Annotated in this window: 20 protein-coding genes; 16 read left to right on the top strand and 4 right to left on the bottom strand. The window is 44.7% G+C overall.

Translation table 11 applies throughout. The features are described 5' to 3' along the window. Nucleotides 1-80: 80 nt before the first annotated feature. Nucleotides 81-2,207 (top strand): AsmA family protein, encoded by a 2,127-nt coding sequence (locus QWZ07_RS16855; protein ID WP_192853686.1) that lies wholly within the window; start codon nt 81-83, stop codon nt 2,205-2,207. Nucleotides 2,208-2,441: 234 nt separating this feature from the next. On the opposite strand, the gene cobO is transcribed toward QWZ07_RS16855, so the two are convergent. Then, complete coding sequence (gene cobO / locus QWZ07_RS16850; protein WP_029223569.1) at nt 2,442-3,047, bottom strand: cob(I)yrinic acid a,c-diamide adenosyltransferase; 606 nt, start codon at nt 3,045-3,047, stop codon at nt 2,442-2,444. Between the two features lie 84 nt (nt 3,048-3,131). Between cobO and QWZ07_RS16845 the strand changes: the two genes are divergently transcribed. Continuing rightward, nucleotides 3,132-3,581 (top strand): low molecular weight protein-tyrosine-phosphatase, encoded by a 450-nt coding sequence (locus QWZ07_RS16845; protein ID WP_017111093.1) that lies wholly within the window; start codon nt 3,132-3,134, stop codon nt 3,579-3,581. Between the two features lie 100 nt (nt 3,582-3,681). Here the strand turns inward: QWZ07_RS16845 and QWZ07_RS16840 are convergent, their stop codons facing one another. Then, nucleotides 3,682-5,229 carry a SulP family inorganic anion transporter gene (locus tag QWZ07_RS16840; protein WP_017107291.1) on the bottom strand — a complete coding sequence of 516 codons (1,548 nt, stop codon included), beginning with the start codon at nt 5,227-5,229 and terminating at the stop codon, nt 3,682-3,684. 261 nt (nt 5,230-5,490) lie between these two features. Continuing rightward, nucleotides 5,491-8,637 (bottom strand): ribonuclease E, encoded by a 3,147-nt coding sequence (gene rne / locus QWZ07_RS16835; protein WP_192853687.1) that lies wholly within the window; start codon nt 8,635-8,637, stop codon nt 5,491-5,493. A 617-nt stretch (nt 8,638-9,254) separates the two neighbouring features. Between rne and rluC the strand changes: the two genes are divergently transcribed. Further along, nucleotides 9,255-10,199 carry a 23S rRNA pseudouridine(955/2504/2580) synthase RluC gene (gene rluC / locus QWZ07_RS16830; protein WP_017107288.1) on the top strand — a complete coding sequence of 315 codons (945 nt, stop codon included), beginning with the start codon at nt 9,255-9,257 and terminating at the stop codon, nt 10,197-10,199. Between the two features lie 282 nt (nt 10,200-10,481). Here rluC and QWZ07_RS16825 read toward each other — a convergent pair whose 3' ends face one another. Continuing rightward, nucleotides 10,482-11,063, bottom strand: a complete 582-nt coding sequence (locus QWZ07_RS16825; RefSeq protein WP_017111091.1) for a Maf family protein — start codon at nt 11,061-11,063, stop codon at nt 10,482-10,484. Nucleotides 11,064-11,212: 149 nt separating this feature from the next. On the opposite strand from QWZ07_RS16825, the gene yceD reads away from it, so the two are divergent. The 13 genes from yceD to QWZ07_RS16760 all read left to right on the top strand — a co-directional run bounded on the left by yceD (nt 11,213) and on the right by QWZ07_RS16760 (nt 21,817). Continuing rightward, the gene (yceD, locus tag QWZ07_RS16820) at nt 11,213-11,740 is read left to right on the top strand and encodes a 23S rRNA accumulation protein YceD (protein WP_017111090.1); all 528 of its coding nucleotides are present in this window, start codon (nt 11,213-11,215) and stop codon (nt 11,738-11,740) included. 44 nt (nt 11,741-11,784) lie between these two features. Continuing rightward, nucleotides 11,785-11,955 carry a 50S ribosomal protein L32 gene (gene rpmF / locus QWZ07_RS16815; RefSeq protein ID WP_004737376.1) on the top strand — a complete coding sequence of 57 codons (171 nt, stop codon included), beginning with the start codon at nt 11,785-11,787 and terminating at the stop codon, nt 11,953-11,955. Nucleotides 11,956-11,964: 9 nt separating this feature from the next. Further along, on the top strand, nt 11,965-12,990 hold the full coding sequence (plsX, locus tag QWZ07_RS16810; RefSeq protein WP_017062152.1) for a phosphate acyltransferase PlsX: 1,026 nt from the start codon (nt 11,965-11,967) through the stop codon (nt 12,988-12,990). Nucleotides 12,991-12,995: 5 nt separating this feature from the next. Further along, complete coding sequence (locus QWZ07_RS16805; RefSeq protein WP_010437276.1) at nt 12,996-13,946, top strand: beta-ketoacyl-ACP synthase III; 951 nt, start codon at nt 12,996-12,998, stop codon at nt 13,944-13,946. Nucleotides 13,947-14,026: 80 nt separating this feature from the next. After that, nucleotides 14,027-14,950: an ACP S-malonyltransferase gene (gene fabD / locus QWZ07_RS16800; protein WP_017107284.1), complete on the top strand. Its 924-nt coding sequence runs from the start codon at nt 14,027-14,029 to the stop codon at nt 14,948-14,950. Between the two features lie 25 nt (nt 14,951-14,975). Continuing rightward, nucleotides 14,976-15,710, top strand: coding sequence for a 3-oxoacyl-ACP reductase FabG (gene fabG, locus QWZ07_RS16795; protein WP_029223568.1), 735 nt, complete (start codon nt 14,976-14,978; stop codon nt 15,708-15,710). Between the two features lie 166 nt (nt 15,711-15,876). Next, on the top strand, nt 15,877-16,110 hold the full coding sequence (gene acpP / locus QWZ07_RS16790; protein ID WP_012603569.1) for an acyl carrier protein: 234 nt from the start codon (nt 15,877-15,879) through the stop codon (nt 16,108-16,110). A 93-nt stretch (nt 16,111-16,203) separates the two neighbouring features. Then, nucleotides 16,204-17,448, top strand: a complete 1,245-nt coding sequence (gene fabF, locus QWZ07_RS16785; protein ID WP_017107282.1) for a beta-ketoacyl-ACP synthase II — start codon at nt 16,204-16,206, stop codon at nt 17,446-17,448. A 104-nt stretch (nt 17,449-17,552) separates the two neighbouring features. Continuing rightward, complete coding sequence (gene pabC / locus QWZ07_RS16780; protein WP_192853688.1) at nt 17,553-18,431, top strand: aminodeoxychorismate lyase; 879 nt, start codon at nt 17,553-17,555, stop codon at nt 18,429-18,431. Then, complete coding sequence (mltG, locus tag QWZ07_RS16775; RefSeq protein WP_192853689.1) at nt 18,428-19,444, top strand: endolytic transglycosylase MltG; 1,017 nt, start codon at nt 18,428-18,430, stop codon at nt 19,442-19,444. Before pabC ends, mltG begins: the two co-directional genes overlap by 4 nt. A gap of 10 nt (nt 19,445-19,454) precedes the next feature. After that, nucleotides 19,455-20,087: a dTMP kinase gene (gene tmk, locus QWZ07_RS16770; RefSeq protein WP_192853690.1), complete on the top strand. Its 633-nt coding sequence runs from the start codon at nt 19,455-19,457 to the stop codon at nt 20,085-20,087. A 6-nt stretch (nt 20,088-20,093) separates the two neighbouring features. Then, nucleotides 20,094-21,059, top strand: a complete 966-nt coding sequence (locus tag QWZ07_RS16765) for a DNA polymerase III subunit delta' (protein ID WP_192853691.1) — start codon at nt 20,094-20,096, stop codon at nt 21,057-21,059. Then, a complete protein-coding gene (locus QWZ07_RS16760; protein ID WP_192853692.1) occupies nt 21,050-21,817 on the top strand; it encodes a TatD family hydrolase in 768 nt (255 codons plus the stop codon). Before QWZ07_RS16765 ends, QWZ07_RS16760 begins: the two co-directional genes overlap by 10 nt. Nucleotides 21,818-22,235: the final 418 nt, after the last annotated feature.

The raw sequence follows: 22,235 nt of genomic DNA, 5'->3' as shown, positions 1-22,235 counted from the left end.
CACTTAGCTTTATTTTTTACCGAATCAGTGGCACTTTTATAGTGCCACTTTCTTTTGGAATCTAAGCAAGGAATATGCGGATGAAGAAACTACTCATTTTCATAGCTGTACCAGTGTTTGTTGTCGTTGCAGCAATTCTGGCACTAGTGCTGTTAGTGAACCCTAACCAATTTAAGCCATTAATTGTTGAACAAGCCCAAAAACACACAGGCCTAGAGCTCGTGATCGAGGGTGATATCAGCTGGCAATTCTTCCCATCTATTGGCTTCGAACTTGGTCAAACTGAATTACGTAACCCTGAAGGATTCACCCAACCAAACCTGTTTAAGGTTGATACCGTTGGTGTTGATGTTTCGGTTACCCCGCTATTTAGCAACCAACTAGAGATTGGCAACATCACTCTAGACGGTGCAGAATTCTATTTAGAAACGCTTAAAGATGGTCGCAAGAACATTGATGCACTAACGCAAGCGTCAGCGCCTCAAGGATCTGAGCCTGTAGCAGACACAAATGCTGAATCTGCACCTGCATCTCAAGAACAAAGCGCAACTGAAGCATCTGGTTGGACGATCAACCTTGCAGGCGTAACTGTTTCAAATGCATTGTTTGAGATGGACGACAAGCAAGCGGGTTCATTCACTAAGCTATACGATGTGTCTTTGAATCTTTCTGAGTTTGCTGTTGATACATGGACAACTGCGACGTTTGCCGCTTCTGGTGAAAACAACCAACAGAAATTTTCTGCAAACGGCAGTGCTGAATTCAAATTAGCGGAAGGCTTCGCAAGCTACGCATTACGAAATATTGACCTTAATGCGAAGTTCAATGATCCAGCAACGTCGATCGAGTCAGCGAAGATTGGCTTGAATACGTTTGAGTTCGATAAGGTTAACCAACTGACTTACGCTGTGATTGGTAATGCGGCTGGTCTTGACCTTGATCTTAAAGGTGGTGGTGAGCTAACAGTCGATAGCGCGATTTCAAAAGTAACATTGAACAAGCTAACGTTAGACTCAACATTCAAAGGTGACACGCTTCCTCAGTCACCAATGAAAGTGGATATGTTGTCTGACCTAAGCTTTGATCTAACTAAGAGCCACTTGAGCTTTGTGTTAGAGAAGCTGCAAGCTAACTCTATCGCGTTAGATGGTAAAGCCGACGTAACGTTATCTGAAATACCAAAGGTTCGTTTTTCTCTTCATAGCCCGAACATCGATTTAGATGAGTTCTTAGGTTTAGGTAACGCAACAGAAACTGCAAGTACGGCTCCTTCTGGTTCAGCTGGTGGCTCAACTTCAAGTGCTGGCAGCTCGGCTCCAGCGAAAGAAGTTGAACCGGATCTTTCGGCACTGAAAACGCTCGACGTGAAAGGTGACATCACGATTGATAAGTTCAAGGCGAGCAATGCGAAAATGCAGGACGTTAAAGCAGCATTCTCGGTAAACCGTGGTATCGCAGAGCTAACCTCATTCACATCGAATCTTTACCAAGGTTCTATTTCTGCTACTGCGAAGTTAGACGCTCGTAAAACTCCGGCGACTTACACGGCTAAGAAGAAAATCAAAGGCGTGAAGGTTCAACCACTGCTGGTTGATGTTGCAAACAACGACATGCTTGAAGGTACCGGTAATATCGATGTTAACGTTAAGGGTAAGAGCCTGACGCCAACTGGAATCAAGAAGAACCTAGTTGGAACCATCGCGATTAACTTTGAAGATGGCGCGGTGAATGGTATTAACGTTGCTCAACTGATTCGAGAAAACTACGCGAAGATCAAAGGCGAAAAAGTCGAAAGCAAAGATGAGGCTCAAAAGACTGACTTCAGCGCAATGAAAGCGACACTGAAGGTCGATAAGGGTTGGGTTTCAACTAACGACTTATCTGCACAGTCGCCACTGCTACGTGTTACTGGCCAAGGCAAAGCAAACTTCATTAATGAAACCGTCGACTTCTTAGTAAGAACGTCAATTGTTGGTTCATTAGAAGGTCAGGGTGGTAAGAACATCGATGATCTGAAAGATGTGACGATTCCTATTAAGGTGACAGGCCAGTGGGCTGATCCGAAATTTGCGCTTGTTTTTGATGATGTGCTGAAACAAAAAGCACAGAAAGAGATCGACCGTGGCGTGAATAAGCTAACGGATAAGATCAAAGACGAGAAGACTAAAGAAGCGGTTGATGGTTTGTTGAAAGGTTTCTTTAACTAATCTTTACCTGACTCGCATATAAAAGAAGCGCCATTCCTGTTGTAGGAATGGCGCTTTTGTTTGGGAGCTGATTATTATCCGGGCTGAGTAAGCAAAGAGATTCCCTATGAGACTCGTTCCTCGTTCTAGGGAATGACGAGCGGTGCTCGTCCTTTATTTGAGGGAGTAACACTGAAGAGTCGTCATCCTCGAGAGGGAAGAATGACCGAGTCGGGAATCTCTAGTTGAATGCGATTACCAATCGACACCTTGTAGTGCTTTAACACCGGACTCGAAAGCGTGCTTCACGTTACGAACTTCAGATACCGTGTCCGCCATCTCTGTCAGAGTGCGGTGTGCACCACGACCGGTAATGATCACAGATTGCATTTTCGGGCGGTTGTTGAGAGCCTCTACCACCTCATCTAGCTCGATGTAGCCGTAACTCACCATATAGGTCAGTTCATCAAACAGAATCACGTCAATGGACTCATCAGCTAGCATACGCTGACATTCTTTCCAGATACGTTGTGCGGCTTCAATATCTTTTGTTTTGTCTTGGGTTTCCCATGTAAAGCCAGTTCCCATGACTTGGAATTCAACATCCAGCTTTTGGAGAACGTTCTTTTCGCCGTTATCCCAAGTTCCTTTCACAAACTGAGCGACCGCACATTTCTTACCATGACCGACGGCACGAGTGATGGTGCCAAATCCTGATGTTGATTTACCTTTACCATTACCAGTGATAACCAATAACAGCCCTTTCACTTCTTGCGCGGCTGCGATACGTGCATCGACTTGTTCTTTTACTTTCTGTTGCCTTGCTTTGTGGCGTTGCTCTTTGTTGTCTTCAGTCGACATAACAAATCCTTTTAAGTTGTGATTGCACCTATCATAGCCTAACTTAACCATAGCAAAAACCATCGGAAGAACAGGTGATTACGAATGAAGAAGATACTCGTTGTTTGCATGGGAAATATTTGTCGCTCGCCAACAGGTGAAGCGGTATTAAGGAAGAAAGCTAATCAGCTAGAAGTGGATGTTGTTATAGATTCTGCAGGGACGATTGGTTTCCATCAAGGCAACCCACCAGACTCTCGTTCAAAGTCAGCAGGTGAGAAACGTGGTTACAGCTTCAAAGGTATTACGTCACGCAAAGTCGTGATGAATGACTTTGAAGAGTTTGACCTAATACTCGCGGCTGATAAGGCAAATTTGGATGATTTAATGAGCCAGTGTCCGGCTCACCTCCAATACAAGCTTGCGCTATTCTTGAGCTTTGGAGAGTCCCAATATCAAGAGATACCCGATCCGTATTATGGCGAAGGGAATGGTTTTGAGTTGGTTTTGGACTTAATTGAAGAGTCTAGTGAAGCGATATTGCGCTCTATTTAACGCCGAATCTATGTTCGCAATCGATATAAAATGACAGGTATAAAAAAGGCCGACATTCAATGTCGGCCTTTCTAAATCTAACGGTAAGCGATGGCTAAAATTACTTAGACATTACTTTATAGATTGGGTCTTCTGCAACGTTCGCTTCAACTAAGCTACCCGCTTTGTGCAGCATAGCAACACAGTCTTGGCTTAGGTGACGAAGATGAAGAGTTTTGCCCAGAGCAGCGTAACGATCGGCAATAGTGTCGATTGCTTCAATTGCTGAGTGGTCAGTAACGCGTGAGTTTGCAAAATCAACGATAACATCTTGTGGATCGTTGTATGAGTCAAACAACTCAAGGAAGTTAGCGGTTGAACCAAAGAAGATTGGACCATTAACTTTGTACTCTTTTGAGCCTTCAGCGTTTACTGATGTGTCTGCGTAGATGTGCTTAGCATGTTGCCATGCAAACATTAGTGCAGAAGCTACAACACCCACACCAACTGCTACCGCAAGGTCTGTTAGTACTGTAACTACAGTTACAAGAACGATAACGAAGAAGTCTTGCTTAGGAACGCGACGAGCCAGTTTGAAGGTTGCCCATTCAAACGTACCGATAACAACCATAAACATAACACCCACTAGCGCTGCTAGAGGAATCATTTCGATAAGCGCAGAGCCGAACAGGATGAACATCAGTAGTGCAACTGCAGCTACGATACCTGAAAGACGACCACGACCACCTGAGTTTACGTTGATCATCGATTGACCGATCATCGCACAACCACCCATCGCGCCAAATACTGAACACGTTACGTTAGCCATACCTTGACCCACACATTCACGGTTAGATTGACCACGAGTGTTTGTCATTTCGTCTAGTACCGTTAGTGTCAGTAGAGACTCAATCAAACCGATAGCCGCAAGGATAATTGCGTATGGCAGGATGATTTGTAGCGTCTCGAAAGAAACCGGAACAGCCGGAATAGAGAACGTTGGTAGGGAGCCTGCAAGTGTCGCAGCTTCGTCACCAGACATAGTGCGTAGAAAATCAACAACAGTACGAGTTTCAAGATCAAGGCCTACAACCAAAGCCGTTACCGTAACAATAGCAACCAGTGAAGATGGTACTGCTGTTGTTAGTTTAGGAAGGAAGTGGATGATACCCATTGTTAGCGCAACTAGGCCTAACATCAGTGTCATTTGACCGCTTGGTAGCCAAGTTAGTGCACCGGTTACGTCTGGTGCTTTAAATTGTCCAAGTTGTGCTAAGAAGATAACAATCGCTAAGCCGTTCACGAAACCAATCATTACTGGGTGCGGAACGATACGGATAAATTTACCTAGCTTGAATACACCCGCTGCAATTTGCAGAAGGCCAGCCAGCATAACTGCCGCAAAGAGGTATTGAACGCCGTGGGTTGCTACTAGGCTCACCATTACTACAGCCATTGCGCCAGTTGCACCAGAAATCATACCTGGACGACCGCCGAAGACAGAAGTGATTAAACCTACGATGAATGCTGCGTAAAGACCAACCATTGGGTCAACGCCTGCAACAAAGGCGAATGCTACGGCTTCAGGTACCAGAGCTAAGGCTACTGTAAGACCTGAAAGCACATCATTTTTTACAGAGTGCTTTGAAAATTGTGGGAATTCGAACATGTTTGCTCAGCTATGCTTAAAATGGGTTTACCGACACGAGTGTATTGCGTAGCCAAACAGTGATGAAAAAGAGCGGCAATAGCTAAGTGTCGAAAATATAAGTGCGCGAATGCTACCCAAAAATGTGATTAAGTTCAAGGTTGAACCCCATTTTGAGTAATATATCTATTATAACTAATCGGAACTGTGGATATAAAAAAAGGGCGACTTATGAATAAGTCGCCCTTAGATAGTTCTCTGCAGATTACTCCGCGAAGCTCATTAGTATTGAGGTTTAGTCATGCCAGCGCCGGCTTTATTTGACGCTGCTTGGCTACCTGCACCTTTCGATACAAAACGCTCAGTACGGAATGGAGCCGCAACAACTTGAATCTCTTTGATCTCTTGAGGACCAGGAGCTTTAGTCATTGGAGAGCCAGCTTGTTTCTTCGCTTCTACTGCCTTCGGTGCTGCTTTAGGAGCTTGTGCTTTTACCACAGGAGCTTCTTCTACTTTCGCACTTTCAGCTTTAGGCGCTTCAACCGCTTTTGCTGGTTCAATAACAGCTTCAGTTTCAACAATTGTTTCTGCTACAACCTCTTCAGCTTTAACTGTCTCAACAGGAGCTTCAACTACTGGTGCTGTAACTACCGGAGCTTCTTCAACTACCGCAGGAGCTTCAGTTACCTGAGCTTCAACGACAGTTTCAGCTTCTTCACGGCGGATAATGACTTTACCCATCGCAAGTTCAGGACATGCAAAGCCGCCTGCCATAGCTGTGTTACTTTGCGGTGCCATCTCTTGAGCTACGTTTTGCTCTTGTACAACAACTTGAGTTTCAACTGCTACTTCAACTTCTGCCACTTCAGGTTTTGTCTGATTATGGTGAGGTTTTGGAATGAAGCGAGGCATCACTTTACCCATAGCCATCTCTGGAGAAGCTACACCACCTTTACGCAGGCGGAATGGGTTAGGGCGACGATCACGACCGCGACGACGACGTTGGCCACTTGCACGTAGGTGACGTGGCGAACGGCGGTTACGACGTTGCTTCGGCTCTTCCTGTTCAGTTTGCTCTGCGTCTACTTGAGTTGCTTCAACTTGCTCAGCAACCTTCTGTTCTTGAGCTACAGCTTGTGCCTTTTGCTCTTTTGAAGCGTTATCGGCATTGTTGTCAGCTTCTGCTTGAGCTAGTTGGTCTTTAACACGAACTTGCTTATTCAGTTTACGACGCTGGCGACGCTCTTTAATCTTCACAGCTTTTGCTTCAGGCTTCGCCTTCGGCGCTTCAGGTTTATCAGCTTGCGCTTCTGCTGCTAGCTGTAGACCTTCTTCTGCTAATTTAGATGGAGCTTGTTCTTCACGTAGTTTCTGCTCTTCACGTGGCTTATTGCGACGATCTTGCTTAGGCTTACGTGGTTGACGTGGTTGACGAGTTTGCTGTGGAGCTGCTTCTTTTTGCTCTTCAGGCTTCTCATCACGTACAGGCTTACGACGGCGTTTGCTGTCACGGTTTTCGTTACGATTGTCACCACGTTCGCTGCGCTCATTACGTTCACCGCGCTCACCACGTTGGTTGCGACGACGGTTGTCGTTACGATCACGGCGTTGACGGTTGCCGTTGTTACGGTTGTTCTTAGGCTTCTCTTCTTGCTTCTCTTCTTCTTTCTTCTCTTCTTGAGTTGAAGATCCAAATAAGAAGCTACCGATAGCTTTGAAGAAACGACCAATTAGACCTGGTTCTTGCGTTGCAGCAGCTGGTTCAACTTTCTTCTCTTCAACAGCTTTAGGGGCTGGAGCAGGAGTCGGTGCTGATTGAGCTGGAGCCGCAAAACCTTTCAGAGCGGGCTCTTCGATCTTCTTAGGACGAATAGTCTGTTCTGCTGGTTCTTTGCTTTCCGCTTCTTTTAGAGCTTCTAGCTTGTTAGGCAGTAGGTAAGACAGTAGATCGAACTCTTCACCTTCACGTACACGGATAACCTCAAAATGTGGCGTTTCCATGTCAGAGTTAGGAACAACAGTGATCTTAACTTCTTGGTTCTTCTCGATGTGGTTTACTGAGCGACGTTTCTCGTTCAATAGGTAAGAAGCGATAGGAACAGGGACTACAGCAAGAACTTGCGCAGTGTTATCTTTTAGAGCTTCTTCTTCGATCAGACGTAGAACAGATAGTGCTAGAGATTCGTTATCACGAACAACGCCAGTACCTGTACAACGAGGACAAATGTGGTGGCTTGCTTCTGCTAGTGATGGGCTCAAACGTTGACGAGACATCTCTAGAAGACCAAAGCGAGAAATACGACCAATCTGAACACGTGCGCGATCTAAACGAACAGCATCACGTAGACGACTTTCTACTTCGCGTTGGTGGCGAACCGGAGTCATATCGATAAAGTCGATAACAACAAGACCACCTAGGTCACGTAGACGTAATTGACGTGCAATTTCATCGGCTGCTTCTAGGTTAGTGTTAAGTGCTGTTTCTTCGATATCGCCGCCCTTTGTTGCACGAGCAGAGTTGATATCGATAGAAGTCAGAGCTTCTGTTGGGTCGATCACGATAGAACCACCAGATGGAAGACGAACTTCACGTTGGAAAGCAGATTCGATCTGGCTTTCAATCTGGTAATGACTGAATAGTGGTACTTCACCATCGTATTTCTTAACGCGATTCATGAAATCTGGGCGTATTAATTGAATGTGCGCTTGTGCACGTTCAAAAATAGTATTGCTGTCGATTAGAATCTCGCCAATATCACGACGTAGATAGTCACGAATCGCGCGAACGATAACGTTACTTTCTTGGTGAATAAGGAAAGGAGCTGCATTTGAATCAGAAGCTTGCTTGATAGCGCCCCAGTGATTCAATAGAACGTTCAAGTCCCACTCTAGCTCTTCTGCACTTTTGCCAACACCAGCTGTACGCACGATTAAGCCCATGCCTTGAGGTAGCTCAAGAGTGCTTAATGCTGCTTTCAGTTGAGTGCGTTCATCACCTTCGATACGACGAGAAATACCGCCAGCACGAGGGTTATTAGGCATAAGAACTAAGTAACTACCAGCCAAAGAGATGAAAGTTGTCAGTGCAGCGCCTTTGCTACCACGTTCTTCTTTCTCAACTTGTACGATTACTTCTTGTCCTTCTCTTAGCACTTCTTTAATGCTAGGACGGCCTTGGTATGTATAACCTTCAGGGAAGTATTCGCGGGCAATTTCTTTAAGAGGGAGGAAACCGTGACGTTCTGCGCCGTAATCAACAAATGCCGCTTCTAGGCTTGGTTCAATACGGGTAATACGTCCTTTGTAGATATTCGCTTTCTTTGACTCGTGACCTGGACTTTCGATATCTAGATCGAACAGTCGCTGGCCATCAACCAAAGCGACACGCAACTCTTCTTTTTGAGTTGCGTTAATTAACATTCTTTTCATTTAGAAATTCTCATTGTCTTTTCTTATTTTCATCATTGTTCTTATCGCTTTATTCGTTTCTCATGGTGCCAGATCCCATGGCTTTATCGGTGCAGCCTCCCGGCTGGAGAGGGATGCTCTGGGGCACGTCAGTCATCATAGGGAGTTAGCCTATGATCCGCGATGTGGCGGTGAATACTCAACATGAGCGTACGTGAGTAGAGCGATAAGGAACTCAGTTGACCGTGTCTTACGCCGATTGCAGCACTGTCTAATCTGAGTTATCTACTCATTTACTTGCTTATGAATGGTTAGCTGTTTAAATAATAGTCAAACCACTGATAGCAGCTGTGAACTATAGCAGCGGTCGGTAAACACAGCAATCTGCTTTGTCGGAATGCGGTAAAAAAAACAGTTTTTGTTTGGGTTTTGATAGCTCTAACTCACTGTCTATAAATAATTTATCAATTGATATTTTAATTTGCAGGAATCTTGATGCTTTTTTGTTCGAAGAATCAAAGAAATATAGGACTTCAGTCGCTATTTAGGGAGGATTCCGTGAGGATTAAGGATAAATTAGTACGGAATAGTGCTAAGAAAACCTCAATTATCAAAAGTGACAGTGATACAATAGCCGCATGAGCGAAATTAGAACCCAAGTCCAGTTCGTCGACATTGACGAAGATATGGCTGGTCAGCGTATTGATAACTTCTTACGCAACCAATTAAAAAACATCCCGAAAAGCATGATTTATCGAATCGTGCGTAAAGGCGAAGTCCGCGTTAATAAAAAACGCATCAAGGCTGAATACAAACTAAAAGCAGGTGATTTAGTTCGTATCCCGCCAGTCACTATTGAAGAGAAAACAGAAGACAGTGTACCAAGCACGAAACTCAATAAGGTTTCGGAATTGGAACAGTGCATCATCTATGAAGATGATCACATGCTGATTTTGAATAAACCATCAGGCACTGCGGTTCATGGTGGTAGCGGACTTAAGTTCGGCGCAATTGAAGCGTTAAGAGCACTTCGTCCCGACGCGCGTTTTCTTGAACTTGTGCATCGTATTGATAGAGATACGTCAGGTATTCTGCTTATCGCCAAGAAACGTTCTGCGCTAAGACACCTTCAAGCACAGTTCCGCGAGAAAACCGTACAGAAGTACTATTTTGCTTTGGTTATGGGGGAGTGGAAGAACAGCTGTAAGGTTGTTAATGCTCCACTGCTGAAGAACGAAGTGAACAGTATTGTTCGTGTTAATCCAAATGGCAAAGCTTCTGAAACGCGCTTTAGAGTTTTAGAAAAGTTCCAAGACGCAACTTTGGTTCAGGCAAGTCCAATTACGGGTCGTACACACCAAATTCGTGTGCATGCTCAATACACTGGACACCCAATTGCTTGGGATGACCGTTACGGTGATCGTCGTTTCGATGCTTATACGGGTAAAGTAGGACTGAATCGTCTGTTCTTACATGCAGCCAATATCAAATTTACCCACCCGGGTAGCGAAGAGAAGATGGATATCTCGGCGCCAATGGAAGCGAGATTGGAAAAAGCACTGACTGGCCTACGTAAGCTTTAAGAAGATACAAGATACAAGATACAAGATACGGAAGAGATAATTCTTCCAGGGTTTAGTATTAGCTATCCGCAAATGATAAAGGTTGACGAATATCGTCAACCTTTTTTTGTTTTCATCTGTTGTAGAAGAGCCCCAACTCGCTCGTCCCTCGCTCTTGAGGATGACGACTTTTTAAAGTCACGTTCTATATTATGAGCTGATTAAATAAAGTGGCGTCTTGCGTCATTCCCTAGACTGACAAAGGAAGGAGTAGGGAATCTCCAACAGAGTGGTAAGTACCCGTTACAACACATTCATTCCTTGTGCCTCAAGCATATCGACTAAATCGATCAGAGGTAAACCGATCAAGGTATTCGGATCTTTACCTTCCATTTGCTTAAATAATGCAATACCTAACCCTTCGCACATAAAACTGCCGGCGCAGTAATAAGGCTGCTCTTTCTCAACATAAGAAATGATCTGTTGCTCGGTTAAATCGCGGAAATGCACGACGAAGGTATCTAAGCGAGTGTCGGCTTGATTGGTTTCACTGTTCCATACGGTTATCCCTGTATAGAAAGTGATGCTTTTGCCGCTTTGACGAGACAACTGCTCAATCGCTTTTTCACGAGTATGCGGTTTGCCGATGATCTCTCCGTCAATCACACACACTTGATCGGAACCGATCACTAGGCTTGGTTGTTCGACAGTACAAGACTTGGCTTTTGTCTCGGCAAGACGCATTACCAATTGTTGAGGTGTCTCTTCTGGAAGTGGCGTTTCATCGCAGTCAGGCTTCGCTGTGACAAAGCCTAACTGTAGTTTTTTGAGGATCTCTTGCCTAAATGGTGAGGTAGAAGCTAAAACTAGTTGGTAATTTCTCATTTTAATTTACAATTCGTGTAAGCATTTAGTTCAGGATAACGTAACTTATCCTGCTATTCATAATGCTCTGAACAGGAAAGGTAGGAAAGTACATTTTTTTTGCCATTTCCTTTGACTAAACACGATTTGGAAGATAAGATTCGCGCCCTATGCAAAAGGAAAAAATACCGCGTACAGTTGATCCGGCAAGAACGGCTCAAAAACGACTCGATATGAATGGTATCATTCAAGTCAGTCTTTTGAAGCGTTTAACTGAAACAACTGAAGGCGTAAAACGTGACGCGCAAGTCTCAATGTCATTTGGGCTTGATGAACAACGATTAGTCGTTATCTCTGGTAAAGCTAACGTCGAAGTCGATTTAGAGTGTCAACGTTGTAATGAGGTTTTCGCACATGAGTGCGATGTCCAATTTACTTATACTCCTGTTTACAGCGAGAAAAGTGAAGAGGAAGCACCGGAAGAGTACGATTTGGTAGATCTGAACGAGTACGGTGAGTTAGACCTGATTCAATTAGTTGAAGACGAGTTCATCCTTGGATTGCCACAAATAGCAATGCACGACGATGCAAAATGTAGCGTTAACTCAAATAACTTGGTGTTTGGTGAACTTCCTGAAGAAATTGAGGAAGATAAAAAGCCGAATCCATTTGATGTTTTAAAAAACTTAAAGAAGTAACTTATTAGTAAGTATCTTTAAGAATTTACATAGGAGTAGGGTCAATGGCCGTACAAAAGAGCAAGAAATCACGTTCAATGCGTGGCATGCGTCGTTCACACGATGCGCTAACTACAGCTGCACTTTCTGTAGACGCAACTTCAGGTGAAACTCACCTACGTCACAACGTGACTGCCGAAGGTTTCTACCGCGGCAAAAAGGTTATCAACAAGTAAGGTTGACCTTTGCAAAATCTAACCGTTGCGCTTGATGCAATGGGCGGGGACTTCGGTCCTCGTGTAACAGTGCCTGCCGCCGTGCAGGCACTGTCGTATTTCCCAGAGCTAAAAGTCATTCTCATAGGTGATCGAAACGCGATCACATCTCAATTATCTTCATTAGGTCGAATGCCTGATTCTCGTTTGAGTATCCAGCATTGTGATCGAGTTATTTCCAATTCTGAAAAACCTTCACTAGCCTTACGTAATAGTCAGGGTAGTTCTATGCGTGCTGCTATCGATCTGGTTGCCGAATCACAGGCTGATGCTTGTGTGAGTGGTGGTAACACTGGCGCACTGATGGCGTTATCTCGTTTCAGACTCAAACTCCTTCCCGGTATTGATAGGCCTGCATTGGTTTCAGCTTTGCCTACTGCTTCTGGCAACCGTACATGGATGCTTGATTTAGGAGCGAACGTTTCTAGTGATGCAGATTCACTGTTTCAGTTTGCTGTAATGGGCAGTGCATTAGCGGAACAACATTTAGGTCGCGCTCCACGTGTCGCTATCTTGAATATCGGTGCAGAAGAAATCAAAGGCAATGACCTTGTGAAACGATGCGCTGAAATGTTGTCTAATACTCAGTCTGTGAACTTCATAGGCTATATTGAAGGTAATCAATTACTTCAAGATGCTGCCGATGTCGTCGTATGTGATGGTTTTGTGGGCAATGTCTGCTTAAAAACGTGCGAAGGTACGGCTCAGCTCTTTATTGATAAGCTAAAAACGCGCATGATGGCTTCAACAATAAAGGGTTGGATCGCCAGAATGTTGTTTTCTGAGCTATTTACTGAATTAAAAACCTTGAACCCCGACCAGTATAACGGCGCAAGTTTGTTAGGATTGCGCGGCATTGTCATTAAAAGTCATGGAAGTGCTGATGTGTCTGCAGTCGTCAACGCGATTGGTGAAGCAGTACACGAGGTCAAACGACAAGTCCCCAGCCGCATTAGCGATCGTTTGGAAGCGGTTTTACTCGAGAGGCATTATTAGTCTTCATGTATAGCAAAATTTTAGGTACTGGCAGCTACTTGCCATCTCAGGTGCGTACTAACGCAGACTTAGAGAAAATGGTAGAGACTAGCGATGAGTGGATCGTTGCTAGAACAGGTATTAAAGAGCGTCGTATTTCAGCGGAAAACGAAACCGTTGCGGATATGGCGTTTTACGCTGCTGAGAATGCCATTGAGATGGCAGGTATCGACAAAGAAGATATTGATTTAATCATCGTTGCGACAACTAGCAGTAGCCATACATTCCCGTCTTCGGCATGTCAGGTACAAGGTAAGCTTGGTATCAAAGGCTGTCCTGCCTTTGATTTAGCTGCGGCGTGTTCTGGCTTTGTCTATGCATTGTCTGTTGCTGATCAACATATCAAGACAGGTATGTGTAAAAACGTTTTGGTAATCGGTGCGGATGCACTGTCAAAAACCTGTGATCCGACTGACCGCTCTACTATCATCTTATTTGGTGATGCTGCAGGCGCGGTGGTTGTAGGCGCAAGCGAAGAGCCAGGTATTTTGTCTACTCACATTTACTCTGATGGTAAATATGGCGAGCTTCTAAGCCTAGAAGTTCCAGAGCGTGGCGGTGATGCAGACAAATGGCTGCACATGGCGGGCAACGAAGTATTTAAAGTGGCGGTAACTCAGCTTTCTAAGCTAGTTAAAGACACATTAGCGGCGAACAATATGGATAAGTCAGAGCTTGATTGGTTAGTTCCACACCAAGCGAACTACCGTATTATCTCGGCAACCGCTAAAAAGCTGACTATGTCGCTTGATCAAGTAGTGATTACTCTTGATAAGCACGGCAATACGTCGGCAGCTACCGTACCAACGGCCCTTGATGAGGCTGTTCGCGACGGGCGAATTAAACGTGGTCAAACGCTTCTACTTGAAGCATTTGGCGGCGGCTTCACTTGGGGTTCTGCGTTAGTTAAATTCTAACCCCGAGCGATAATCAACAAACAAGGCACATAACTTATGTGCCTTATTCAATTTTTTGCTTTGCTTAAAGGAAAATTACAATGAGCAAATTTGCTATCGTATTCCCAGGCCAAGGCTCTCAAGCTATCGGTATGCTTGCTGACCTAGGCGAACAGTATGATGTTGTTAAAAAGACATTTGCTGAAGCTTCAGAAGCACTTGGTTACGATCTATGGGCATTGGTTCAAGATGGTCCAGTAGAAAATCTAAATGAAACTTTCCGTACTCAACCGGCTCTACTAACAGCGTCTGTTGCAATCTGGCGTGTATGGCAAGAGCTTGGTCTAGAGCAACCTGCAAACCTAGCAGGCCACAGCCTAGGCGAATACTCTGCACTCGTGTGTGCGGGTGTTATCGACTTTAAAGAAGCGATCAAGCTAGTTGAGCTACGTGGCCAACTGATGCAAGAAGCAGTTCCTGCAGGCGTTGGTGCAATGTACGCAATCATCGGTCTAGATGATGAAGCGATTGCTAAAGCGTGTGAAGAAGCGGCACAAGACGAAGTTGTGTCTCCAGTTAACTTCAATTCACCTGGTCAAGTTGTTATCGCGGGTAACAAAGCGGCAGTAGAGCGTGCTGGTGCACTATGTAAAGAAGCAGGCGCTAAACGTGCTCTTCCTTTACCTGTATCTGTGCCGTCTCACTGTGCTCTTATGAAGCCTGCAGCAGACAAGCTAGCGGTTGCTCTAGAAGCTCTAGAGTTCAACGCGCCGGCACTGCCTGTTATCAATAACGTCGATGTTATTGCTGAAACAGACCCTGCAAAAATTAAAAGCGCACTTGTTCGTCAGCTATACAGCCCAGTTCGTTGGACTGAAGGTGTACAAGCGATGAATGAGCAAGGTGTTGAAAAGCTACTAGAATTAGGTCCAGGTAAGGTTCTTACTGGTCTAACAAAACGTATTGTTAAAACTATGACAGCTGCTGCAGTTAATGATACTGCATCACTAGACGCTGCTAAGTAAATAACCAATTAATAGAGAAGTTATGATGAATTTAGAAGGCAAAGTTGCACTAGTTACAGGCGCAAGCCGTGGCATTGGTCGTGCAATCGCTGAACTTTTAGTTGAGCGTGGTGCTAAAGTTATCGGTACTGCTACGTCTGAAGGCGGCGCTGCTGCAATCAGCGAGTACCTTGGCGAGAACGGTAAAGGTCTTGCTCTTAATGTAACGGATGTTGACTCAATTACTGCTACACTGAAGACCATCAACGATGAATTTGGTGCGATCGACATTCTAGTTAACAACGCAGGTATCACTCGTGATAACCTACTTATGCGTATGAAAGACGACGAATGGAATGACATCATCGATACTAACCTAACGCCTATCTTCCGCATGTCTAAAGCTGTATTGCGTGGCATGATGAAGAAGCGTCAAGGTCGTATTGTAAACGTTGGTTCTGTAGTAGGTACTATGGGTAACGCTGGTCAAGCTAACTACGCAGCTGCAAAAGCTGGCGTGATTGGTTTTACTAAATCAATGGCTCGTGAAGTTGCATCTCGTGGCGTTACAGTGAACACTGTTGCTCCAGGTTTCATCGAAACTGATATGACTAAAGCGCTAAATGATGACCAACGTGCAGCAACTTTGGCGAATGTACCAGCAGGTCGACTAGGTGACCCTCGCGAAATCGCTGAAGCTGTGGTATTTTTGGCGTCACCTGCGGCAGCTTATATCACAGGTGAAACACTTCACGTCAATGGCGGTATGTACATGGTGTAAATTATGTGCAACATTTGTGCATGATTTAAGTCAAGATCATACGTAATTTCGGTTAAAATCGTGAAAATTGTGGTTTGACCAGAAAAGTTGACCTTGCAACTTTCAATAGATTGAATAAACTACGGAAAACATCGCATAAAGCGAACTCTGTAAAGGAAAAGAAAAAATGAGCAACCTCGAAGAACGCGTAAAGAAAATCATTGTTGAACAGCTAGGTGTAGACGAAGCTGAAGTTAAAAACGAAGCTTCTTTCGTTGATGACCTAGGTGCAGATTCTCTAGACACAGTTGAGCTAGTAATGGCTCTAGAAGAAGAATTCGACACTGAAATCCCAGATGACGAAGCTGAGAAAATTACTACTGTTCAAGCTGCTATCGATTACGTAACTAGCGCTCAGTAATAATCTCTCCCAGGCGGTCACCTTGACCGCCTGTGTTTTATCTAACTCATCTATCCTCATCTTAAATCACCTCAATCCCCGGAGTGTAATATCGTGTCCAAGCGTCGTGTAGTTGTCACTGGCATGGGTATGTTGTCGCCGGTAGGCAACACTGTAGAATCTTCTTGGAAAGCCCTGCTAGCTGGTCAAAGTGGTATCGTTAATATCGATCATTTTGATGCAACCAATTTCTCAACTCGTTTTGCAGGTCTAGTTAAAGACTTTAACTGCGAAGAGTATATGACTAAAAAAGATGCTCGTAAGATGGACTTGTTCATCCAGTACGGCGTCGCAGCAGGTATTCAAGCTTTAGATGATTCAGCCCTAACTATTACTGAAGAAAACGCCCCTCGTGTTGGCGTTGCTATCGGTTCTGGTATTGGTGGTCTTGGTTTGATCGAAGCAGGTCACCAAGCTCTAACTGAAAAAGGCCCTCGTAAAATCAGCCCGTTCTTCGTTCCGTCGACGATCGTGAATATGATTGCGGGTCACATGTCTATCATGCGTGGTCTACGCGGTCCAAACATCGCTATTTCTACGGCATGTACGACTGGCCTACATAACATTGGTCACGCGGCTCGTATGATTGCATACGGCGATGCTGACGCAATGCTAGCGGGTGGTGCTGAAAAAGCATCTACACCACTAGGTATGGGCGGTTTTGGTGCGGCTAAAGCACTGTCTACTCGTAACGATGAGCCTCAAAAAGCTTCTCGTCCATGGGACAAAGGTCGTGATGGCTTCGTTCTTGGTGACGGTGCAGGCATGATGGTTCTTGAAGAGTACGAACATGCGAAAGCTCGTGGCGCTAAGATTTACTGTGAGCTAGTTGGCTTCGGTATGTCGGGTGACGCTTACCATATGACATCTCCAAGTGAAGATGGCTCTGGTGGCGCGCTAGCGATGGAAGCGGCTATGCGTGATGCTGGCGTGACTGGTGAACAAATCGGTTATGTTAACGCACACGGTACATCGACTCCTGCGGGTGATGTAGCTGAAGTTAAGGGTATTAAACGTGCTCTTGGCGAAGCAGGCTGTAAGCAAGTATTGGTTTCTTCTACGAAATCAATGACTGGCCACCTTCTAGGTGCTGCGGGTTCTGCTGAAGCGATCATCACAGCGATGTCTTTGGTTGACCAAATTGTCCCACCGACAATCAACCTAGATGATCCTGAAGAAGGCTTAGATATTGACTTAGTACCTCACACCGCGCGTAAAGTTAGCGGCATGGAATATGCTGCATGTAACTCATTCGGTTTTGGTGGTACAAACGGCTGTTTGATCTTCAAAAAGATTTAATCATCTTATTAAAGACATAAACACTCGTAGATAGTCACAATTAGACTTGTTTTTAAACGGCTTGATGCTTTAGCATTGAGCCGTTTCTTTTTATGGGGAAAAACATGTTCTGGGTTGATGGAGAAAGCCAACAAACTATCGATATCTTGGATCGCTCGTTTCAGTACGGAGACGGCTGTTTCACGACAATGCTTGTCCGAGATGGTCAGATTCAACATTTACACAATCATCAGCGTCGTGTCGATGATTGCCTTAAAGCGTTACGCATTTCCGCACTTGATTGGGATGTGGTTAACCTTTGGCTCGATAATGCGCTTCAACATATCCAAGATATTGATCTTCATGGGACAAAGAGCCTTGATGGTTCAACGAATCTTCAAGACAAAAACAAGCCTCACAATGAAAAAGCAGGGATTAAGCTGCACGTTAGTCGTGGGGCTGGCGGTCGTGGCTACAGTACCAAGAATATCGCCAAGCCAACGATAACCATCAGTACATTTGATTTCCCTAGTCATTATTCCGCGTGGCAAGATTCTGGTGTAGAACTCGGTATCTGCCAACAAGCATTGGGTTTGAGCCCACTGCTCGCAGGCCATAAGCACAATAATCGTCTTGAGCAGATCTTGATGAAAGATGAAATGGATCAGGTCGATAAAGTTGATGGTGTGGTGCTTGATATCTCAGGTAATGTGATTGAAACCACCATGGCCAATTTGTTTTGGCGAAAAGGGCAGACGATTCACACTCCTCAACTGACGCAAAGTGGTGTCGCCGGGGTTATGCGTAAGCAAGTGTTAACCGCGCTGAATCAGGTTGAACTTTCCGTTACAATTAGTGACTACAGCCTATCCCAGCTAATGCAAGCTGATGAAATTTTCATGACCAACTCCATTTTAGGGGTTGCCCCCGTTACCCGTATTAGTGATACCCAATTCAACATTGGAACCGTTACTCGTAGCCTTCAAGGACAACTAAACTCGTGATCAAAAAGTTATTTATTTTTATTATCTTGTGCCTAATTGCAGCCGGTGCTGCTGGGTTCTACGTTTACAACCAAGCGCAAGATAACCTGAAACAAGTTATTCAATTAGAAAAACCGCAGGTGGTTACCGTTGCTTCAGGCAGCAGCTTTAACCGCGTTCTCGCACAGCTGATTAATGAAGGCCTGTTTGAAGCGTCTCCGTACGAGAAGCTGATTCGCAAGTTACATCCTGAGCTTGTAGACGTAAAAGCGGGTACATTCCTGCTTGAGCCGGGTTTAACCCTTGAGCAAGCGCTACAAGTGCTGGTCGAAGGGAAAGAGCACCAATTCACGATTACTTTCGTCGAAGGCAGTCGTTTTGATGAGTGGCTTGCTCAGCTAAAAGATAACGAATTCATTCAACAGACGTTGGACGGTGTGTCTGAGACAGAGATCGCTGAAAAGTTGGGTATTGAAAATGAAAAGCTTGAAGGTCTTTTCTTAGCAGAAACGTATCACTACACCTATGGCACAACGGATTTAGATCTGTTGAAACGCGCCCACCGAGATCTTATGAATGTGGTGAATGAAGAGTGGGAAAACAGAGCGGATAAGCTGCCTCTTAAATCGCCTTATGAAGCGTTAATCCTTGCGTCTATCATCGAGAAAGAGACTGCTGTTGCGTCAGAACGTGAGCGTGTCTCTTCTGTGTTCGTTAACCGTCTGAACAAGCGTATGCGTTTGCAAACTGACCCAACGGTTATCTACGGCATGGGCGATAGTTACAAGGGCAACATTCGAAAGAAAGATCTACGCACACCAACGCCGTACAACACTTATACAATGAGCGGTTTACCGCCAACACCGATCGCGATGGCGGGTAAAGCGTCTATCAACGCGGCTCTGAATCCAGAGAAGAGCAACTACCTGTATTTTGTTGCGAGTGGAACAGGTGGTCACGTATTTTCAAAGAGTTTGACTGAGCATAACCGTGCAGTACGAGCTTACTTAAAGCAATTAAGAAAAAACAAATAAAGAAAGAATTATGAATCAGTCGAAATTTATCGTGGTTGAAGGCCTTGAAGGTGCTGGCAAAAGTACAGCTATTAATGCCATCGTTGAGACATTGAAAGCAGCTGGTGTCGCGGACATCGTTAATACTCGTGAACCCGGTGGTACCGTGCTTGCCGAGAAGATGCGCTCATTGGTCAAAGAAGAACACGAAGGCGAGAAGCTTCAAGACATGACAGAATTGCTGCTGATGTACGCGGCGCGTGTTCAATTAGTAGAAAACGTCATCAAGCCTGCACTAGAAAGTGGCAAATGGGTGTTGGGTGATCGTCATGATATGTCATCTCAAGCTTATCAAGGTGGTGGCCGTCAGATCGCACGCACTACGATGGAATCACTGAAAGAAACTACGCTAGGCGGTTTTAAGCCAGATCTAACCCTATACTTGGATCTTGACCCTAGAGTAGGGCTTGAACGCGCTAGAGGCCGTGGTGAGCTCGATAGAATCGAAAAGATGGATATCTCGTTTTTCGATCGTACGCGTGAACGTTACCTTGAGATTGCAGCACAAGATGAAACGGTTCTTGTGGTTAATGCACAGCAAGAGATTGAGCAAGTGGCTGCTGATATCAAAGTCGCGCTAGGTGCTTGGCTTGATAAACAGTAGGTAATCATGGCTGAAGTGTATTCTTGGCTCACACCGGTATGGAGTGAGTGGAAAAAAAGTCTCGACGCAGAACGTTTTCCTAACTCTGTGATTGTTAATGCGCCTGAAGGGCTTGGCGTGGAAGCGCTGGTTAGTCAGCTCACGTCGGCACTGATGTGTGTTAACTACGAAAGTGAAGCGTGCGGCTTTTGTCACAGCTGTGAATTAATGAAGTCGGGGAGTCACCCGGATTTCCATGTGATTGAACCTGAGAAAGAAGGTAAGTCGATTACCGTTGATCAAGTGCGTGCGAGTAACCGCTGGGCTCAACAATCTTCCCAGTTAGGCGGCTTGCGTGTCATCTTGTTGAATCCGGCTGAAGCGATGAATGAATCGGCGTCTAATGCGCTGTTGAAAACGCTGGAAGAACCTGCGAGTAATTGTATTTTCATTCTTTCGACGCGCAACAGTAATCACTTAATGCCAACTATTCTTAGCCGTTGCCAGCAATTTAATGTGGTGTGCCCGCAATTGGATGCAGGATCGGCATGGTTAAATGGAGAAGTCGGTAAAACGGTTCCTCAGTACATATTGGCACTGAACGACAACGCACCTCTGAAAGCTAAAGCAATGTTTGATCAAGGTGGCGTCGAAGCTTCTACCAAAGCACTAGATGGCTTTGTGGATGTTATTAAAGGCGTTCAACCAGACATGTTGAAGTTCTCTACGGAGTTGAGTAAGGAGCCTCTGGTTCAATTAGGTTGGCTATGGCACTTACTGTCTGACGTGCAAAAGCTGCATTTTGGCTTGGTTAGTGAAGCGGTTACCCCAAGCGCTAGTGTGTTGTCGGGAGTGATGTCTTACCAAAGTGCTTATGCAGCGTCGAATAAACTATTGATATTGATTGAACAATTAAAGCAACACCCTGGGCTCAATACGGAGCTACTCATAATGAATTGGCTGATTGCCACTTGCGAGGAAACATGTTCGTAGATTCCCATTGTCATTTAGACAAACTGGATTACCAAGATTTACACACAAGCGTAGAAGACGTGGTTAATAAAGCGAAAGCAGCAAACGTTGATCACCTCCTTTCTGTTGGTGTTACGTTGGATTCGTTTGAAAATATGCTCGAGATGATCTCGCCGTTTGATAACGTTAAGGCTTCGTGTGGCGTGCATCCTCTCGATGTTGAGAGCGACTTTTGCTTAGACAGAATGCGTGAATACGCAAGCAATCCCAAAGTGGTAGCGATTGGTGAAACTGGCTTAGATTATCACTATCAACCAGAGACAGCAGAGCTCCAACAACTGCGATTTAAGCAACACGTCGCGTTGGCAGTAGAGCTAAATAAGCCTTTGATCATCCATACTCGTAATGCGCGTGAAGATACGTTAGCTATTTTACGCGATGGTGGAGCAGAGAAGTGCGGTGGTGTGATTCACTGCTTTACTGAGGATCAAGCGTTCGCTGAAGCGGCTATGGAACTTGGCTTTTATATCTCGATCTCAGGGATCGTTACGTTTAGGCAAGCCACAGAACTTAAAGAAGTCGTAAAGAATTTACCGCTTGAACGACTGTTAATTGAGACGGATTCTCCATATTTGGCTCCTGTTCCATATCGTGGTAACCAAAATCAGCCTGCATATGTGGTCGAAGTGGCAGCTTATATTGCTCAGTTGAAAGGACTGTCAATGAAAGAGGTTGCTGAACAAACGACCAAAAACTACCAAAAACTTTTTTTGCGATAAAAAACTAAGTTAAGAAATAAAAGGGAGCGAAAGCTCCCTTTTTGTGTTTTTGATCACCAAAAGTGCGTTTTTTTTTAATGTTTACTAATTATGTTGAACTTGAGAGCCCTATTTCTAACATTTGTAATTTTGTTACTAAAAATAACATTAGCTCCTATTTTATTTACCCAGTAAAATAATAGAAGCCTTTAAAAATAATGTTTATTTTCAATGTTTTACTGGCTTGTAAAGCATTGCATTTCTTGATTTGACATGTGATCCAAGACGTGTTTTGAAACTAAATTTCGTAAGTGACTAGAAAGTTAGTTCCCCATCAATATATATTTAGCGGCAGAAAATATAATGCAATACATGGTTACATTTTCGCAGGGTGCTAACATATAGGCTACGGGGGTGTGCCGTTAGGACCCATATAATT

Source organism: Vibrio lentus, from assembly GCF_030409755.1.
Classification (GTDB): domain Bacteria; phylum Pseudomonadota; class Gammaproteobacteria; order Enterobacterales; family Vibrionaceae; genus Vibrio; species Vibrio lentus.
This window is presented reverse-complemented; position numbering and strand designations above follow the sequence as displayed.

Bases quoted from the DNA above. Each gene is read 5' to 3' on its own strand.
- QWZ07_RS16855 (WP_192853686.1), top strand. From the start codon at position 81: ATGAAGAAACTACTCATTTTCATAGCTGTACCAGTGTTTGTTGTCGTT.
- cobO (WP_029223569.1), bottom strand. From the start codon at position 3,047: ATGTCGACTGAAGACAACAAAGAGCAACGCCACAAAGCAAGGCAACAG.
- QWZ07_RS16845 (WP_017111093.1), top strand. From the start codon at position 3,132: ATGAAGAAGATACTCGTTGTTTGCATGGGAAATATTTGTCGCTCGCCA.
- QWZ07_RS16840 (WP_017107291.1), bottom strand. From the start codon at position 5,229: ATGTTCGAATTCCCACAATTTTCAAAGCACTCTGTAAAAAATGATGTG.
- rne (WP_192853687.1), bottom strand. From the start codon at position 8,637: ATGAAAAGAATGTTAATTAACGCAACTCAAAAAGAAGAGTTGCGTGTC.
- rluC (WP_017107288.1), top strand. From the start codon at position 9,255: ATGAGCGAAATTAGAACCCAAGTCCAGTTCGTCGACATTGACGAAGAT.
- QWZ07_RS16825 (WP_017111091.1), bottom strand. From the start codon at position 11,063: ATGAGAAATTACCAACTAGTTTTAGCTTCTACCTCACCATTTAGGCAA.
- yceD (WP_017111090.1), top strand. From the start codon at position 11,213: ATGCAAAAGGAAAAAATACCGCGTACAGTTGATCCGGCAAGAACGGCT.
- rpmF (WP_004737376.1), top strand. From the start codon at position 11,785: ATGGCCGTACAAAAGAGCAAGAAATCACGTTCAATGCGTGGCATGCGT.
- QWZ07_RS16805 (WP_010437276.1), top strand. From the start codon at position 12,996: ATGTATAGCAAAATTTTAGGTACTGGCAGCTACTTGCCATCTCAGGTG.
- fabD (WP_017107284.1), top strand. From the start codon at position 14,027: ATGAGCAAATTTGCTATCGTATTCCCAGGCCAAGGCTCTCAAGCTATC.
- fabG (WP_029223568.1), top strand. From the start codon at position 14,976: ATGAATTTAGAAGGCAAAGTTGCACTAGTTACAGGCGCAAGCCGTGGC.
- acpP (WP_012603569.1), top strand. From the start codon at position 15,877: ATGAGCAACCTCGAAGAACGCGTAAAGAAAATCATTGTTGAACAGCTA.
- pabC (WP_192853688.1), top strand. From the start codon at position 17,553: ATGTTCTGGGTTGATGGAGAAAGCCAACAAACTATCGATATCTTGGAT.
- tmk (WP_192853690.1), top strand. From the start codon at position 19,455: ATGAATCAGTCGAAATTTATCGTGGTTGAAGGCCTTGAAGGTGCTGGC.
- QWZ07_RS16765 (WP_192853691.1), top strand. From the start codon at position 20,094: ATGGCTGAAGTGTATTCTTGGCTCACACCGGTATGGAGTGAGTGGAAA.
- QWZ07_RS16760 (WP_192853692.1), top strand. From the start codon at position 21,050: ATGTTCGTAGATTCCCATTGTCATTTAGACAAACTGGATTACCAAGAT.